Source organism: Brevundimonas sp. NIBR10, from assembly GCF_027912515.1.
Lineage (GTDB): Bacteria > Pseudomonadota > Alphaproteobacteria > Caulobacterales > Caulobacteraceae > Brevundimonas.
The window spans coordinates 3,077,501-3,092,665 of sequence record NZ_CP115464.1 but is presented as its reverse complement, the minus strand read 5'-3'; the positions used below and the strand labels follow the sequence as shown (position 1 = coordinate 3,092,665).

At 65.3% G+C, this 15,165-nt stretch carries 15 protein-coding genes (1 of these 15 running past the window's edge); 3 read left to right on the top strand and 12 right to left on the bottom strand.

Annotated features, from left to right (window positions below):
• Positions 1–179 precede the first annotated feature (179 nt).
• Positions 180–671 (top strand): MarR family winged helix-turn-helix transcriptional regulator, encoded by a 492-nt coding sequence (locus tag O5K39_RS15170; protein ID WP_271144440.1) that lies wholly within the window; start codon positions 180–182, stop codon positions 669–671.
• Here O5K39_RS15170 and O5K39_RS15165 read toward each other — a convergent pair.
• The 9 genes from O5K39_RS15165 to ccoN form a co-directional block, all read right to left on the bottom strand.
• On the bottom strand, positions 668–2,044 hold the full coding sequence (locus O5K39_RS15165; RefSeq protein ID WP_271144439.1) for an MFS transporter: 1,377 nt from the start codon (positions 2,042–2,044) through the stop codon (positions 668–670). The genes O5K39_RS15170 and O5K39_RS15165 overlap by 4 nt on opposite strands.
• A gap of 242 nt (positions 2,045–2,286) precedes the next feature.
• On the bottom strand, positions 2,287–2,451 hold the full coding sequence (gene ccoS / locus O5K39_RS15160) for a cbb3-type cytochrome oxidase assembly protein CcoS (protein ID WP_271144438.1): 165 nt from the start codon (positions 2,449–2,451) through the stop codon (positions 2,287–2,289).
• Positions 2,448–4,616, bottom strand: a complete 2,169-nt coding sequence (locus tag O5K39_RS15155; protein WP_271147172.1) for a heavy metal translocating P-type ATPase — start codon at positions 4,614–4,616, stop codon at positions 2,448–2,450. The genes ccoS and O5K39_RS15155 overlap by 4 nt, the downstream gene beginning before the upstream one ends.
• Complete coding sequence (locus O5K39_RS15150; protein WP_271144437.1) at positions 4,613–5,101, bottom strand: FixH family protein; 489 nt, start codon at positions 5,099–5,101, stop codon at positions 4,613–4,615. Before O5K39_RS15150 ends, O5K39_RS15155 begins: the two co-directional genes overlap by 4 nt.
• Positions 5,098–6,588, bottom strand: coding sequence for a cytochrome c oxidase accessory protein CcoG (gene ccoG / locus O5K39_RS15145; protein WP_271144436.1), 1,491 nt, complete (start codon positions 6,586–6,588; stop codon positions 5,098–5,100). Before ccoG ends, O5K39_RS15150 begins: the two co-directional genes overlap by 4 nt.
• A complete protein-coding gene (gene ccoP, locus O5K39_RS15140; protein WP_271144435.1) occupies positions 6,585–7,487 on the bottom strand; it encodes a cytochrome-c oxidase, cbb3-type subunit III in 903 nt (300 codons plus the stop codon). Before ccoP ends, ccoG begins: the two co-directional genes overlap by 4 nt.
• Complete coding sequence (locus O5K39_RS15135) at positions 7,480–7,653, bottom strand: cbb3-type cytochrome c oxidase subunit 3 (RefSeq protein ID WP_271144434.1); 174 nt, start codon at positions 7,651–7,653, stop codon at positions 7,480–7,482. Before O5K39_RS15135 ends, ccoP begins: the two co-directional genes overlap by 8 nt.
• Positions 7,650–8,387, bottom strand: a complete 738-nt coding sequence (gene ccoO / locus O5K39_RS15130; protein ID WP_271144433.1) for a cytochrome-c oxidase, cbb3-type subunit II — start codon at positions 8,385–8,387, stop codon at positions 7,650–7,652. Before ccoO ends, O5K39_RS15135 begins: the two co-directional genes overlap by 4 nt.
• Before the next feature lie 8 nt (positions 8,388–8,395).
• Positions 8,396–10,054, bottom strand: a complete 1,659-nt coding sequence (gene ccoN, locus O5K39_RS15125) for a cytochrome-c oxidase, cbb3-type subunit I (protein ID WP_348637111.1) — start codon at positions 10,052–10,054, stop codon at positions 8,396–8,398.
• 367 nt (positions 10,055–10,421) lie between these two features.
• On the opposite strand from ccoN, the gene hemA reads away from it, so the two are divergent.
• Positions 10,422–11,669, top strand: coding sequence for a 5-aminolevulinate synthase (hemA, locus tag O5K39_RS15120; protein ID WP_271144432.1), 1,248 nt, complete (start codon positions 10,422–10,424; stop codon positions 11,667–11,669).
• A 46-nt stretch (positions 11,670–11,715) separates the two neighbouring features.
• Here the strand turns inward: hemA and O5K39_RS15115 are convergent, their stop codons facing one another.
• The 3 genes from O5K39_RS15115 to O5K39_RS15105 form a co-directional block, all read right to left on the bottom strand.
• Complete coding sequence (locus O5K39_RS15115; RefSeq protein ID WP_271147170.1) at positions 11,716–12,381, bottom strand: OmpW family outer membrane protein; 666 nt, start codon at positions 12,379–12,381, stop codon at positions 11,716–11,718.
• A gap of 103 nt (positions 12,382–12,484) precedes the next feature.
• Positions 12,485–13,879, bottom strand: coding sequence for an oxygen-independent coproporphyrinogen III oxidase (gene hemN / locus O5K39_RS15110; protein ID WP_271144431.1), 1,395 nt, complete (start codon positions 13,877–13,879; stop codon positions 12,485–12,487).
• 96 nt (positions 13,880–13,975) lie between these two features.
• On the bottom strand, positions 13,976–14,713 hold the full coding sequence (locus O5K39_RS15105) for a cyclic nucleotide-binding domain-containing protein (RefSeq protein ID WP_271144430.1): 738 nt from the start codon (positions 14,711–14,713) through the stop codon (positions 13,976–13,978).
• Positions 14,714–14,815: 102 nt separating this feature from the next.
• On the opposite strand from O5K39_RS15105, the gene O5K39_RS15100 reads away from it, so the two are divergent.
• On the top strand, positions 14,816–15,165 hold the 5' portion of the coding sequence (locus O5K39_RS15100) for a hypothetical protein (protein WP_271144429.1). 73 nt of this gene lie beyond the right edge of the window; the window shows 350 of its 423 coding nt (coding positions 1–350); its start codon is at positions 14,816–14,818; the stop codon falls past the right edge of the window.

Sequence of the window (15,165 nt, the reverse complement as noted above, 5' to 3'; positions counted from 1 at the left end):
GGCGATCGCTTCTCACACCCCCAGCGGCGGCCCGGTCGATCTGGCTTGATTGAGCCGCGAGCGTCGGCTCGTGTCAATATTAGTTTCTAGAACATACGGTTTATATGTCGCCCGATGTTCTGATCGAGAATCTGATAGACCCGTAGCTGTGCTCTCTGTGGCTGCAAGGATCCGTGCCCATGACCAAACCGATGCTCGCCGAGATCGATCACACGCCGACCTCGGCCACGCGCGTTCTGGGCATCCTGACTCCGCTGCTGGGCTTCCGCATGAGACGGATCCACAATCATCTGACCCGGTCGTTCAGCGAGCGACTAGGCGATCAGGCGCTGAGGCCTGGCGGTTTTTCCGCCCTGGGTCTGATGGCCGCCAATCCCGGCATGTCGCAGAAGATGCTGTCCGACGAGCTGGGACAGGACAAGGCGACTGTCGTGGCCCTGCTGGACGAGCTGGAGCGGCGCGGATGGGCCGAACGCCGCCGTGACGTCGCCGATCGTCGGCGGCATCACCTGTTCATCACGCCGGCCGGCGAGGAGTCCTTGGCCTGGATGGCGAAGGAGGCCGTGGCCAACGAACGCGGCGTGGTGGCGGCCTTGACCGACGACGAGGCCCGCACCCTGCTGTCGCTGCTGGACAAGGTCTATCGCGGGGCCTTCCCGACGGACCCCTAGGCGGCGACCGTGGGCTCGTTGATACGGATGCTGCGGCTGGCCAGGGCCAGGAAGACCATCGAGATCAGGAAGATCGCAGACATGACCAGCAGGGCCACTTGAAGGCCCGAGGCGGACGCCTGGGCACAGGCAGCGCCGACGGCCTCCAGCGCGCCCTCAGGTGCACGGCCACCGGGACAGGTGGCGGTAAAGGCACCGGCCCCCACGAACCTGTGGCCCGCCACCGCGTCGCTGATGACTCCGGTCAGGAGCGGCCCAACCGTACTGCCGACCACCGTGGCAGCGACCATGAACACGGCGGTCCCGGTTGCGCGCATCGTCGACGGGACGATGTTCTGGATGGCCGCATACAGCGGTCCGTTTTTCATGTTGTACGCCACAGCCGCTGCCAACAGGAACGGCATGGCCCAACGGGCGTCCGGCGTACCGAAGGCAACCAGATAGGCGATGGCGGCAAGGCCGCTCCCGAGGGCGGGGACGAGCACATAGGAGCGGCCGCGACTGTCGGAAAACTTGTCGGCCAGCACACCGCCCAGCATGGCTCCGACCAGGCCGGCGATCCCGGTCATGCCTACGATGCCGCCGGCCTGCGACAGGGTGAATTCATGGGTCCGGAGCAGAAAAGACACGGTAAAGCCTGCGATACCCGCGTTGGCGATGCCGACGAACGCCCCGCCGATGAAGACGAAAACGAAGGCGGGCGTCTTCAGTAACCACTTGAAGTCGGTCCAGAAGGTTGCCGGGCGTCGCTCGGTGTTGGCGGGCGTGGCCTTGCGAGGGTCCTTCAGCGTCAGCCAGACCAGAAGGCTCAACACCACGCCGGGCAGGCCGAGCAGCAGGAAGGCCGAGCGCCAGCCCCAGGTCTCGGCCACGAAGCCGCCGATCATGGGAGCCAGGATCGTCGCCAGCGGCGGCGCCGAACTGACTACCGACATGACCAACCCGCGCTGACGTGGCGTGAAATAGTCGGCTAGCACCGAGTGACTGATCGGGATGCAGCCCCCTTCGCCGGCACCGACGCCGATCCGGTAAAGCAGCAACTGGCCAAAGTTCTGGGCCACGCCGCAAAGGGCGGTCATCCCTGACCAGATGGCAATGGCCAGGGCCAGCAGGCCGGCCCGGTTGAACCGCTCGGCGAACCGCGCCGCCGGGATGCCTGAAAGGGAATAGAACAGAGCGAAGGCAGGGCCCGTCAGAAGGCCCAGTTGCGCATCCGAGAGGCCCAACTCGATCTTGATCGGCTCCTGCAACACGCCGAGGACGATGCGGTCCAGATAGTTGCACACCGTCACGGCCAGCAGCAGCACGACGACGTAGATCTGGTATGGCCGCCAACCCTTAGAGGGAGCGCCGGATGCGGGAATGTCGGTCACGTCTGGAATCCTCCGGCATGTGCGCCCATGCGTCGCTCAGCGTCGACTGCTCCGGAAGGTTGATTGATAAAATCGTTTGTGTCTATGCCTATATTGGTCGTCGCGATTGATCGCGCCGTCGATCCTCCGCACCGCCGGTGTGCGGATGACCAATGAGACGAGCTTCCCCGCTGCCTGTCAGGGCCCGCCGAGCGACGCCACGATCTCTCGCCCCTGCACTCAGCCAATGGACGTGTTTGCGACTAGGTCGGCTGCGGTGGGATCGGGTCCGGCTCGTCGATCAGGATTCGTTCTGCCGCACCCTGGACGTCGTCGTACTGACCCGACCGAAGTGTCCACACGAAAGCACCCACCGCGACGAGACCCAGCAGGACGGAAAACGGGCCAAGCAGGAGAAGGATGTTCATCCTGCACCTCGCAGCCGGAGTGCGTTCAAGGTGACCACAAGCGATGACCCTGACATGGCCAGGGCTGCGACAAACGGGTTGACCAAGCCGAACATGGCTGCCGGTGCCGCTACGAGATTGTAGAGTGCGGCAAAGCCGAAGTTCTCCAATGCCCGCCTATGGGCGGAGCGGGCGACATCGATGGCGTCGACCACCGCCATCAGCCTGTCGTGGGTGAGAACCAGATCGGCGGCGTTCTGGCTGGCCTCGATCGCAGATCCCGGTGCGATCGCAGCGTGGGCCCGAGCCAGAGCGGCCGCGTCGTTCAGGCCGTCGCCGACCATCAAAACCCTGCGCCCGGAGGCGGCGAGACGCTCGATCGCCTCCGCCTTTTCCCCGGGCAACAAACCGGCCCGCCATGCCGAAATCCCCAGGTGGCGAGCCACGTTCTCCACCACGCTCGCCTGATCACCGGAGAGAATTTCGACAGTCAGTCCTCGCGCCATCAGAGCGGCTATCGTCTGTGCTGCGTCCGATCGGAGAGAATCCGAAAAACGCAGGCGGACTTTTGGTCCTTCCTCGAAGCCGAACCACAACTCCGTTTCCGATGCGCGAAGTGTGGGGACCCCGACAAACGCCGCGCGGCCCAGGCGCGCAGGTCGGCCGTCAATCAGCCCTGCGACGCCCAGACCAGCGTGCTCGACGACGTCCGTGGCGATTGAGCCGTCGCCTGCGGCGCGGGCCACGGCCCGGGCCATCGGGTGGTTGGAGGCGCGGGCCAGCGGAGCCGCCATGGCCACTGTGGATCGGGGGGTTCCAATCAAGACCGGCCGGCCCTCGGTGAGGACACCGGTCTTGTCGAACACGACATGATCGACCTCGGCCAATCTTTCCAGTGCGGCACCTGACTTGACCAGGACCCCGCGTCGAAACAACCGGGCAGAGGCCATGATCTGGACCGCCGGGACGGCCAGTCCCAGGGCGCAGGGGCAGGTGATGATCAGGACCGCGACGGCCCGGATCAGGGCCTCTCGCGGCTCCAGTCCCAGCGCCCAGCCGCCGACGAAGGTCAGCAGGGCGGCGGCGTGGACGACCGGCACATAGAGGGCGGCCGCCCGGTCGGCCAGGCGTACATAGCGGGACCGGGACTGAGCCCCGGCCTCGATCAGCCGGGCGATCTCGGCCAGGGTCGAGTCTTCCGATCCTGCCTGGGCCCTCAGGGTCAGCAGGCCCGCCAGGTTCACCGCCCCGGCCCGGCACAGCTGTCCGGGCGCGATCCGCTCGGGCACGCTTTCGCCGGTCAGAAGACTGTTGTCGAGCAGGGCTTCGCCCTCCTCCAGGATGGCGTCGACCGGAATCCGGTCGCCCGGTCGGACCCGGATACGGTCGCCGGGAGCGATGTCACCGAGCGGGACCGATCGCTCGTGCCCGGACCTGTCGACCAGGCACACGCTCGGGGCCTGGAGCGCCAGGAGATCGCCGGCCGCGCTGCGGGCGCTCGCCTTCAGCCGGTGATCCAGCCACCGCCCGATGAGCAGCAGAAACAGCAGCGAGACCGCCGCGTCGAAATAGGCGACGCGGCCATGCAGGATCGTCTCCGAGAAGCTGATAGCCAGGGTCAGGATGACGCCGACCGAGATCGGCACGTCCATGTTCGCGCGGCCGGCGCGCAACGACCTCAAGGCCGACTCGAAGAAGGTCATTCCGGCGAAGATGGCGCAGGGGGCACCGACCGCCGCCGACATCCACATCATCATCGTTCGCGTCGCCGAGCCCAGCTCCTGGTCAAACAGTCCGGCCCACAGGGGAACCGAGAACATCATGGCGTTCATTGCCCCGAAACCGGCGACGGCCAGGGCCAGGATCAGCTTGCGCCCCTCGCGATCGCGGTGTTCCAGGGCGACCCCGGGATCATAGGGGGTCGAGGGATAGCCCAGCTGGGCAAGGGTCCGGACCACGCGGTCGGGGTCGATGGCCCTGTCGGACACTTCGATCGCCAGCCGCCCGGTCGACAGATTGAGGCGAGCGGACTGCACGCCGGGCAGGGCCGAGACCTCCCGCTCGATCTTCGAGATGCAGCCCGCGCAACGCGCCCCAGTGACCAGGAGGTCCAGACTGGCGCGGCCGTCGTCCCGGCGTCGGACGAAGGCCGACATGTCGCGCCCGATCGCCGTGTCCAGGGTCATGGCCATGTCAGCCTCCGCTCGGCGATGAACGCTCGTTCGCCGCCGTCCCGGGCGCTGATCCTCACGTCCCAGGCCCCGGAGCGCGGACCCGCCGCCTTGTATCGTCCAGGCCCTGTCTGGGTCAGCCTGACTTCGGCGCGACCTTGTTCCGTGGCCGGGCGCTGGAGCACCGCCGAGACGTTCAGGCCGGACAGCGGGGCGCCGTCCCGATCCTCCAGCAGGACCTCGAGCCCGGTTGGCGTCGCCTTTACGCCCGCGCGCCAGCCCAGGGCGTCCTGGGCTCTCAGCCGCCCGAGTTCGGTATTGTAGATCAGCCCGGTCTCATAGGGCTTGGCCTCGACCTGACCCGGATGGGTCCGGTAGGCGATCACGAGAAAGCTCGTATCGACGCCCACCACCAGGGCGAAGAAGGCGACGACGCCGGCGGCGACGTGCCAACCCCTGACGGCGAACGGTGGGCGATCGGCCGGGGCTGGCGCGGTCATTGCGGGGGGCTCCCATATTCGAAGGCCGTTTCAACGCTGCGAGTCCGATCGCCGGAGATTACCGCGAAGGTCGCGTCCCGGCTCCCCTCTTCGGGCGCGCCGGCGGGCACGGTCACGAACAGCCGAAGCGGCGTCACGCGGTTCGGAGCCACATCGACGACGAGCGGGCCCTGGCCGGCCTGGCCGGGATGGTTCAGAACGGCATTGGGAACCCCCGCATAGCGGATCTCCACCCTTGCGGCCTCGAAGCCATGGTTGGCGATCTTGAGCGTATAGCCGTTGCGAACCGCCCCGTCGTGCAGTCGGACATAGGCCGGATTCCGGTCGCGCAGAGCGTGGACGACGATCTGTTCGCGGCGGCTCAGACCCCAGATCATCAGGCCGCCGATCAACACCAGGGCCCCGCCGTAATAGAGGGTCCGGGGACGCAGAAGCCGATGTTGCGGCTTGCGCCCCTCGCACCGGGCCGCCACGGCCGCGTCCGTGTCAAAGGCGATCAACCCGCGTGGACGCTCCACCCGATCCATGATCTCATCGCAGGCATCGATGCACAGGCCGCAGTTGATGCATTCCAGCTGAGCGCCCTTGCGGATGTCGATGCCCATCGGACAGGCGACCACGCACTGGTTGCAGTCGATGCAGTCGCCTCTGCCAGCCCAGGTCTCGGCCTTCTTGTGTGCACCCCGCGGTTCGCCACGGTCGTAGCGATAGGTGACCTGGAAGGACTGGTCGTCCAGCATGGCGCCCTGGATCCGGGGCCAGGGGCACATGTAGGTGCAGACCTGCTCGCGCATGTGGCCGGCGAAGACATAGGTCGTGAAGGTCAGGATCGCGCACGACACATAGGCGGTCAACGGCGCGGTCCCGACCCAGAAAGTCCGGATCAGCTGCGGCGCATCATGGAAATAGAAGATCCAGGCCCCGCCGGTGCCGAAGGCGATGCCGATCCAGACCGCGTGCTTGCCCGCCTTGCGCCACAGCTTGTCGAAAGACATGGGCGCCGCGTCGAGGCGCATGCGGGCGTTGCGGTCGCCCTCTAACAACCGCTCGACGTGGATGTAAAGGTCGGTCCATACCGTTTGCGGACAGGCATATCCGCACCAAAGTCTGCCGAACAGGGCCGTCACCAGGAACAGGGCCAGCGCCGACATCACCAGCAATCCGGTGATGAAATAGACCTCCTGGGGCCACAGCTGGATCATGAAGAAATAGAACCGCCCGCCGTCGAAATCGACCAGCACGGCCTGATCCGGCAAGGCACCCGGACGCTCCCAGCGGATCCACGGCGTGACGTAGTAGATTGCCAGCATGACGATCAGCAGCGCCCATTTCAGCCAGCGCCACGGACCGTGCACCAGCTTGGGATAGATGGGCGTCCGCGCCTTGTAGAGCCCCGTCGGCCGCGCCTTCTCACGCTGGCGTTCGGCGACGGAAACCGGACCCGCGTTCGGCGTCTTCGGGCGGGTCCGGTCGATCAGGACGGTCATGGGGTCGGGACTTCGACTTTCGTGACCGAGGGTTCGCCCCCACCGGCGTTCACGTGGACATAGACCGCCAGAGCCTTGATCACGTCGGGCGAGAAGCGGCCTTCCCAGGTCGGCATGACCCCGTTCCGGCCGTTGTGGAGCTGACTGGTGATCGCGGTCCGATCCGACCCGTTCAGCCATTCGCGGTCGGTCAGGTTCGGCGCGCCCAGGGCGCGTGACCCGACGCCTGTCGGCATGTGGCAGGCGGCGCAGTTGTCGGCGAACAGGGTCGTGGCGCGAGCGACGGCCTGGGCGTCGGCCGGGCGACCCGAGAGGTTGACGACATATTCGGTCAGGTCGGCGATCTGGGCCGGCTGAAGCAGTCCGTCACGTCCGAAGGCCGGCATCTGGGATGTCCTGGTATTGACATGCCCGGACCGGACACCGACCCGGAGGGTGTGCTCGATCTCCTCGAGCGAACCGCCCCAAAGCCAGACGTCGTCGCGCAGATTGGGATAGCCCTTCACCCCGCCGCCGCCGGCACCGTGGCAACTGGCGCAGTTGTCGCCGAACACGGACTGACCGACGGCCAGGGCATGGGCCTGGAGTTCGGGATCCGCCTCGATCTGCTGCAGGGACGCCGAAGCGAGCATCGCGTCGCCCTGGCCCCGCTGCACGTGAAGGGCGTTCAGGTCCTGGGCCACAGCGGCCCTGTCGGACTGCTTCAGAATTCCGGGCGTGTAGCCGCTGATCCCCGGCCATGCCGGCATCAGGACCCAGTAAACGATCGAGAAGGCGATGCAGGCATAGAAGACCCAGGGCCACCAGCGGGGCAGGGGACTGTCCAGCTCCTTGATGCCGTCCCATTCATGCCCGGTCGTATCCACGCCGGAATGTTCGTCGCGCTCGCGTTCAGACATGGTCGTCCTCGTCCTTCTCGAGCGGGAGTTGGGCAAGGCGGCGGAAGGCCTCGCCGTTACGGGGCCACAGGGCGTAGCCGATCCCGGCGAAAAAGATCGCGCCGAAGTAGATCAGACCGCCTTGCTGGGCGAAGCGGGCCACAGTCTCGTAGTCGAGGCCGCTCATCGCATGTTGTCCGGGTCTTCGGCCTGGAAGGTTCGGAAATCCACCATCGTGCCGAGTTGCTGAAGGTAGGCGATCAGGGCGTCCATCTTGGTCAGACGCGCCGGGTCACCGTCGAAATCGCCTTGAACGATGCGGGGGCCATAGCGACCACGAAGCGCCGAGGTCTCGCTGGCATAGGGATCGACCTGCGCCAGTGCGTCCGCTTCGGCGTTCGCGATCTGATCATCGGTGTAGGGCACGCCCACTGTTCGCATGGTCGCCAGCTTGGCGCGGATGGCATGCAGATCCAGGTCCTGATCAGCCAGGAACAGGTAGGGAGGCATGTTCGACTCGGGCACGACGGCCCGTGGGTCGCTCAGATGCTCGCGGTGCCACTCGTTGGAGTATTTGCCGCCGACGCGGGCCAGGTCCGGCCCCGTCCGTTTGGACCCCCACTGGAACGGATGGTCATACATGCTCTCGGCGGCCAGGCTGTAATGCCCATAGCGTTCGACCTCATCGCGCAGGGGCCGGATCATCTGCGAATGGCAGCTGTAGCAACCCTCGGAGATATAGACGTCGCGACCGGCGAGCTCGAGCGGCGTGTAGGGGCGAACGCCTTCGACCTTTTCGATCGTGCTCTCGACCCAGAACAGGGGCGCGATCTCGACGATGCCGCCGATGGAGACGACGATGACGATGCCGATCATCAGCAACAGGGAGTGCCGCTCAAGCGGTCCGTGTTTCTTCCACATGGCGATCCTCACTCGGCCGGCAGCAGTTGCGGCGCGATTGTCGTCGCCTGGACGCTCTCGACGGATGTCGAGGACGGCATGCGGATCGTTCGCCACAGGTTGTAGGACATGATGAGCGTGCCGCTCAGGTACATCAGGCCGCCGACAGCGCGGATGACATTCTCGATGTGTTTGGCGGCGACAGTCTCGATGAAGCTGTTGGCGAGATACCCGTCCGGCGTGTACTCCCGCCACATCAGGCCCTCCATGATGCCGGAGACCCACATTGCGGTGATGTAGAGAACGATACCGGTGGTCGCGATCCAGAAATGCCACTCGACCAGGGCGTTAGAATACAGCCGCTCCTTCTTCCACAACCAGGGCACCAGACAGTAGATCGCCCCGAAGCTGATGAAGCCGACCCAGCCCAGCGCTCCGGAGTGGACGTGACCGATGGTCCAGTCGGTGTAGTGCGACAGGGCGTTGACCGTGCGGATCGCCATCAGCGGCCCCTCGAAGGTCGACATGCCATAGAAGGCGATGGCCACGACCATCATCCGGACCACAGGATCGGTGCGAAGCTTGTCCCAGGCGCCCGACAGGGTCATCAGGCCGTTGATCATCCCGCCCCAGGACGGCATCCACAGCATGATCGAGAAGGTCATGCCCAGGGTCTGCGCCCACTGCGGCAGGGCCGTGTAGTGCAGGTGGTGAGGGCCGGCCCAGATGTAGATGAAGATCAGGGACCAGAAGTGCACGATCGACAGTCGGTACGAATAGACCGGCCGATCGACCCGTTTAGGCACGAAATAATACATCATGGCCAGGAAGCCGGCCGTCAGGAAGAATCCCACGGCGTTGTGGCCGTACCACCACTGGACCAGGGCATCCTGCACGCCACCGAAGGCCGAATAGCTGCGCGCCTCGAGCAGCCCCACCGGAACGGCGGCGTTGTTCACCAGGTGCAGCAGGGCGACGGTGACGATGAAGGCCAGGTAGAACCAGTTGGCCACATAGATGTGCGGCTCTCTGCGCTTCCAGATCGTGCCGAGGAACACCAGCAGGTAGGCGACCCAGACGATGGTCAGCCACAGGTCGACGTACCATTCAGGCTCGGCGTATTCGCGCGACTGGGTGATGCCGGCCAGATAGCCGGTCGCCGCCAGGACGATAAACAGCTGGTAGCCCCAGAAGACGAACCAGGGCCACATACCGCCCGCCAGCCGTGCCCGGCAGGTCCGCTGAACGACCCAGAAGGAGGTGCAGATCAGGGCGTTGCCACCGAAGGCGAAGATGACCCCGGAGGTGTGCAGGGGGCGCAGACGACCAAAATTCAACCATCCGGCCTCCGGGAAATAGAATAGCTCCGGCCACGACAGCTGGGAGGCGATGAGTACCCCCACCAGCATGCCCACGACGCCCCAGAACATGGTGGCGATCACCCCGGCGCGAATGACGCCGTCCGAATATCGCGCCGGATTTGCCCGGAACCGCCCATTGTTGATCCCGAGGGTCATAGCCGCGAGCGACAACACCCCGGCAGCCAGCAGGATATAGCCGTGGAAGCGGAATGCCGGGTCATCGGTGGCCGCCGCTGCCAGAAGGGCGACGAGTGTCAGCACCCCCAGGGTCACGAAAAGCGGAATGGTCCCGGTGTCGAGTTCGTCGGTCTGTGTTCGATTCGGCATTCACGCCCCCTTGTCTCGGGGGGGTTTGACGCAACGCAGCAGGACCGGCTTTGATCTAGCGCAAAGCGTGGTGGCGGCGTTCAGGGTGTGATGATCGGCGGAGACCCGAAATGCCAGACATCACAGATCAAGAGCGCCGAATTCTTGTGGGAGGGTTGCTCGTTATCGCGGCGTCCTCGGCGGCCCTCGCCGTGGTTCTGGGCCTCTGTGCCCTTGATCACATGGCGTTCAAGGCCAGCCTTTGCGGACCCGGTACGGGTCACTGCAGTGCCTGTTTCGCGGCCCTGGCGGCGCTGGCCGTCGCCGCGATCGCCGGCGGGGCGAGCTTCGATCTCCTGCGAGCGGGTCGTCGGAGCGGTGTTGCAGCATGATCTCCACCGCGAACAGCCTTTTCGACTACAAGGCCGCATTCGAATCCGCAGTCGACCAGGTCAAGGGCGAGGGGCGATACCGCGTCTTCGCCGATCTGAAGCGCGTTCGTGGTCAGTTCCCCAGGGCCGTGCTCCGCCGTGACGACGGGACCGAGCAGGACGTCGTCATCTGGTGCTCGAACGACTATCTCGGCATGGGCCAGCATCCGGCGGTGCTCGAGGCCATGCAGGCCGAGATCGACGCCGTGGGTGCCGGTGCCGGCGGCACGCGCAACATCTCGGGCACCACGCGTTCGGCCGTCGATCTGGAAGCCGAGCTGGCCAGCTGGCACCAGAAGGAAGCCGCCCTGCTGATGACCTCGGGCTATGTGGCCAACGAGGCGACGCTGACGACCCTGCAACGCATCCTGCCGGGCCTGATCACCTTCTCCGATTCGCTGAACCACGCCTCTATGATCGCCGGCATCAGGAATGGCGGCGGCGAACGCCACGTCTTCCTGCACAACGACCTCGAACACCTCGAAAGCCTGCTGGCCTCGGCCCCCGCCGATGCGCCCAAGCTGATCGCCTTCGAGAGCGTCTATTCGATGGACGGCGACATCGCCGACCTGAAGGGCACGATCGCGCTGGCGAAAAAGTACGGTGCCATGACCTATCTCGACGAGGTCCATGCGGTCGGCCTGTACGGCGCGACCGGCGCGGGCGTCGCCGAACGCGACGGGGTGCTCGACGGCATCGACATCGTCGAATGCACCCTGGGCAAGGCCATCGGGGTCATGGGCGGATACATCGCCGCCGATGCCGTGATCATCGACGCTGTGCGGTCGTGGGCCTCCGGCTTCATCTTCACGACGTCCCTGCCGCCCGCCCTGACCGCCGGGGCCCTGGCCTCGGTGCGTCACCTGAAGGCCCACCCCGAACTGCGCGTCGCCCATCAGGAGCGCGCCCAGACGCTCAAGGACCGCTTCGCCGCCGCCGGCATCCCGGTCATGCCGAGCGAAAGCCACATCGTCCCGGTCTTCGTCGGCGACCCGGTTCACACCAAGATGATCTCGGACATGCTGCTCGAAGAGTTCGGCGTCTATGTCCAGCCGATCAACTATCCGACCGTCCCCAAAGGCACCGAACGCCTGCGCTTCACCCCCTCGCCGAACCACGACGACGGCATGATGGACGCCCTGGTCAGCGCCATGGACAAGCTCTGGACCCACTGCCACATCGCCCGGATGCCGGCGGCGGCTTGATGGCGGAAGCAACGACGGCCGTCCGGGACGGCCGTCGCGCATGCGATCAGAACTTGCGGCCGATACCGAGGGAGATGACCCAGGGATCAAGGTTCACGTCGCTCTTCAGCGTGCCGCCATTGATGCTGGCGTCGGTATTGAACCAGACCTTCTTGACGTCCAGGTTGACTGTCCACGGGCCCGACACGGCAATGTCCGCGCCCGCCTGCAAAGCATAGCCGACGCCGTCGTCCAGTTTTACGTCGAAGCCGTTCTTGTCCTCACCGCTGAAGAACAGCATGTAGTTGAGCCCTGCGCCGACATAGGGACTGACGCGCGCTTCGGGGACTGGTCGATACTGCAGCGTGACGACGGGCGGCAGCACCCAGGTCTCGTGAACCGCGACATTCGTCGTGCCGCCCTGGGCCCGGATCTCGTGTTGTGTTGCGCCAAGGATCGCCTCGATCGAGATATTGTCAGTCAGGAAATAGGTAAAGCCGAGGGTGGGCATGACGTCATAGCCGACGTCCACGTGCAGGCCTGTCCCGGTTCCGGAGGCTGTGGTGATGGCGTCGTCGGCACCGGAGGCTACATCGGTAATCCGACCCGTGACGATCCAGTCGCCCTTTTGGGCGACCTGCCAGTCCTGTGCGGAAGCTGGAACAGCAGCAAGCAGGGCGAGGGCGATGCCGCCTCCGAGGGCGGCGATCCTGAGGGAGTTGTACGAGCGCATCTTGAGATCCACGACGCGGCCCGGTCGCGGAATGCGTCCGGTTGGAGGCGTCGGGCACGGTGTGATCTTGCGTGCCGCCGGTTGCCTTGATCCATCGCAAAGGTCAGATCATCCGACCGTGTCGCCCGGTGACGGATGCCAATGACGTGTCAAAGGCGGCACAGACAAGACGCACGAACGGCCGGCCAAGGTCCGTCACCGAGATCAGGCGGTCATCGCAGACCACGAGGCCGTCACCGATCAGTGGCACCAACCTGGCAAGGGCGGCGGAGAACCTGTCCGGAGCCGGGCCATGGATACCTTCGATCTCGGGAAGACTGACCGAGAGGTCGCACATCAGCCGTTCGATGACCTCGGCGCGTCGCCGGTCATCGGACGTCAGAGTCAATCCCCGCGCGATCGGGAGCGTCCCGGCAGACACAGCGGCACGCCAGTCCCGCTCGATGGCATGGTTCTGAACATAACCCTGCGCCGTGCGTCCAATCGACGAGGCACCAAGACCGATGAGGGTCGAGGCGTCATCGTCCGTATAACCCTGAAAGTTCCGATGCAGCCGCCCCGTTCGTGCGGCGATCGCGAGGCTGTCGGTGGGTAAGGCGAAATGGTCGAGGCCCACGGCCTGATAGCCCGCATCGATCAGATAGGTCGCGGCGGCCTGGCTCTGGGCGAACCGCTCGGAGCGGCCTGGAAGGTCGGCGTCGTTGATGAGTTTCTGATGGGGTTTCATCCACGGCACATGGGCGTAACCGAACAGGGCGATGCGCGCTGGCCTCAGCGTCGTCACCTGGTCCAGGGTGGCCAGCAAGTCGTCCCGCGTCTGCAGCGGAAGCCCGTACATCAGGTCGAGGTTGAGCGAACCTACGCCTGCGTCCCACAACCAGTCGGCGGCACGGACAACGGTTTCAAAAGGTTCGATTCGATTGATCGCCCGTTGTACCCTCGGCGACAGATCCTGAACCCCGAGGCTGGCGCGGTTCAGGCCGTTTCGGGCAGCGGCGCGGACCCAGTTTCGGGTCAGGCTTGAGGGATCGAGTTCGGCTGCGATCTCGGCATGGTGAACAAGGTCGAAGGTTTCTCGCAGGCCGTTGAACAGCCTATCCAGATCATCGGGGGCCACCATGTTGGGCGTACCTCCACCCAGATGCAGGCGTGACACCCGTTGACGTCGACCCAGCGCCGCCGCCGTCAGACCCGCCTCCGCGAGAAGCAGATCAATGTAGCTTCGGATCGTCTCCGCCCGGTTCACCGCGCGCGTATTGCACGCGCAATACAAGCAGAGCGTCCGGCAAAAGGGGATGTGAACATAGAGCGAGGCCGCATCATCTGCGGTAGTCCGGGCCAGCCAGTCCGCCCAGTCGGCGGCGTCTGTCTGGGCGGTGAACTGCGCCGCCGTGGGATAGCTGGTGTAGCGAGGCAGGTTGGCGTCGTAGCGTTCGATCAGGGCGGTGGACCGCAGATGGCGGTGGGTCTGGGCACAGGCGGCGTTCGCCAGGGTCATGGTCGGGCTCCGTAGCGCCGATCCCCGCGACCGACATCATGTCGCGACTAACGTCGCCGACATGGGTCGTCTTTGACCTTGGTCAATCCACGCCTGTCAGGCGTCTCCGTCAGCCAGGGCGCGAAGTACGTCCGGTTGTTCGATGCGGGCCTCGGTCAGCGATACCAGCCGGATCACGCCCTGGGTCTTCAACCGGGTGAAGACCCGGCTGACGGTCTCGATTGTCAATCCGAGATAGTCCGCGATTTCGGCGCGCGTCATCGGAAGGTGAACGTGGCCCGACGGACCCGGTCTTGCAGGGTCATGGGCCGGCATTTCCAGCAGGATGGTCGAAACGCGTTCGAGGGCCGTCTTGCGACCCAGCAACAGCATCTGGTTCTGCGCCGCCGCGAGCTCATGATTGGCTCTGTCAAGCAGGGCCGCCTCCAGCGTCGGTGTCTCACGGATCAGCGTACGGTAATCTGTCTTGCGAAAGCGGCAGGCGGTAACCGGCTCGATCGCCTCAGCCGAGAACACATAGGTCTCGCCTGTGGCCAGGCCCAGAAAGTCGCCGGCAAACAGGAAGCCTGTGATCTGGCGCCGTCCATCGGACAACAATCTGTACACCCTGACCGAACCCGAGGTGATGTTGAACACGTGCCGTGCCGGTTCGTCGGCACGGATCAGGGTGTCCCCGACGTTCAACGCCAGGTGCTCGGCCAGAGCATCGAGACGGCTGAGATCGGTATCGTTGATGCTGGCACAGACGCTCAGGGGTCGGGCGCCACAGGTGTCGCAGGCATTGCTTCGCCGACGATCGGCGCAGTCGGCGGGAAGGGACTTCAGCTCCAGCATGCTCAGGTCCTCCTTGTCGTCGAACGGGTAGGCGAATGCCTAGGGCTTTGGTGTTTGAGCGAGATCAATGCGGCGACATGAGTCTGGGCCAAAAATCGGCAGATGGCCATTGTCGTAAAGCCCCTTGAGCCGAATGAGTTTGACGATGGACTCGTTCTGGCCCGGCTGGGTCACGCGCCGTTCGACGAGGCGGCGTGGCACGAAGAGCTTGAGGCGCTTTCCGGAGACGCGATCCAGGGTGGCGCTCTTCTCGCACGGAACTCTATGGGGCGAGTTTGCGGCCTGATTCTGTATCGCATTCTCGCGGTGCCGGGGGCAGGCCCCAGCCTGGAGATTCTCCGACTCGTGGCCTTTGACCTGATGAACCCGCAGCCGATTGCAGACGCCCTTGTGCATGAGACGTTCCAGCTGGCCCGTTTGCAGGGGTGCGAAACCTTGCGCACCGTTCGCCG

Coding starts and splice junctions, on each gene's coding strand:
- O5K39_RS15170 (WP_271144440.1), top strand. CDS start 180: ATGACCAAACCGATGCTCGCCGAGATCGATCACACGCCGACCTCGGCC.
- ccoS (WP_271144438.1), bottom strand. CDS start 2,451: ATGAACATCCTTCTCCTGCTTGGCCCGTTTTCCGTCCTGCTGGGTCTC.
- O5K39_RS15155 (WP_271147172.1), bottom strand. CDS start 4,616: ATGACCCTGGACACGGCGATCGGGCGCGACATGTCGGCCTTCGTCCGA.
- O5K39_RS15150 (WP_271144437.1), bottom strand. CDS start 5,101: ATGACCGCGCCAGCCCCGGCCGATCGCCCACCGTTCGCCGTCAGGGGT.
- ccoG (WP_271144436.1), bottom strand. CDS start 6,588: ATGACCGTCCTGATCGACCGGACCCGCCCGAAGACGCCGAACGCGGGT.
- ccoP (WP_271144435.1), bottom strand. CDS start 7,487: ATGTCTGAACGCGAGCGCGACGAACATTCCGGCGTGGATACGACCGGG.
- O5K39_RS15135 (WP_271144434.1), bottom strand. CDS start 7,653: ATGAGCGGCCTCGACTACGAGACTGTGGCCCGCTTCGCCCAGCAAGGC.
- ccoO (WP_271144433.1), bottom strand. CDS start 8,387: ATGTGGAAGAAACACGGACCGCTTGAGCGGCACTCCCTGTTGCTGATG.
- ccoN (WP_348637111.1), bottom strand. CDS start 10,054: ATGCCGAATCGAACACAGACCGACGAACTCGACACCGGGACCATTCCG.
- hemA (WP_271144432.1), top strand. CDS start 10,422: ATGATCTCCACCGCGAACAGCCTTTTCGACTACAAGGCCGCATTCGAA.
- O5K39_RS15115 (WP_271147170.1), bottom strand. CDS start 12,381: ATGCGCTCGTACAACTCCCTCAGGATCGCCGCCCTCGGAGGCGGCATC.
- hemN (WP_271144431.1), bottom strand. CDS start 13,879: ATGACCCTGGCGAACGCCGCCTGTGCCCAGACCCACCGCCATCTGCGG.
- O5K39_RS15105 (WP_271144430.1), bottom strand. CDS start 14,713: ATGCTGGAGCTGAAGTCCCTTCCCGCCGACTGCGCCGATCGTCGGCGA.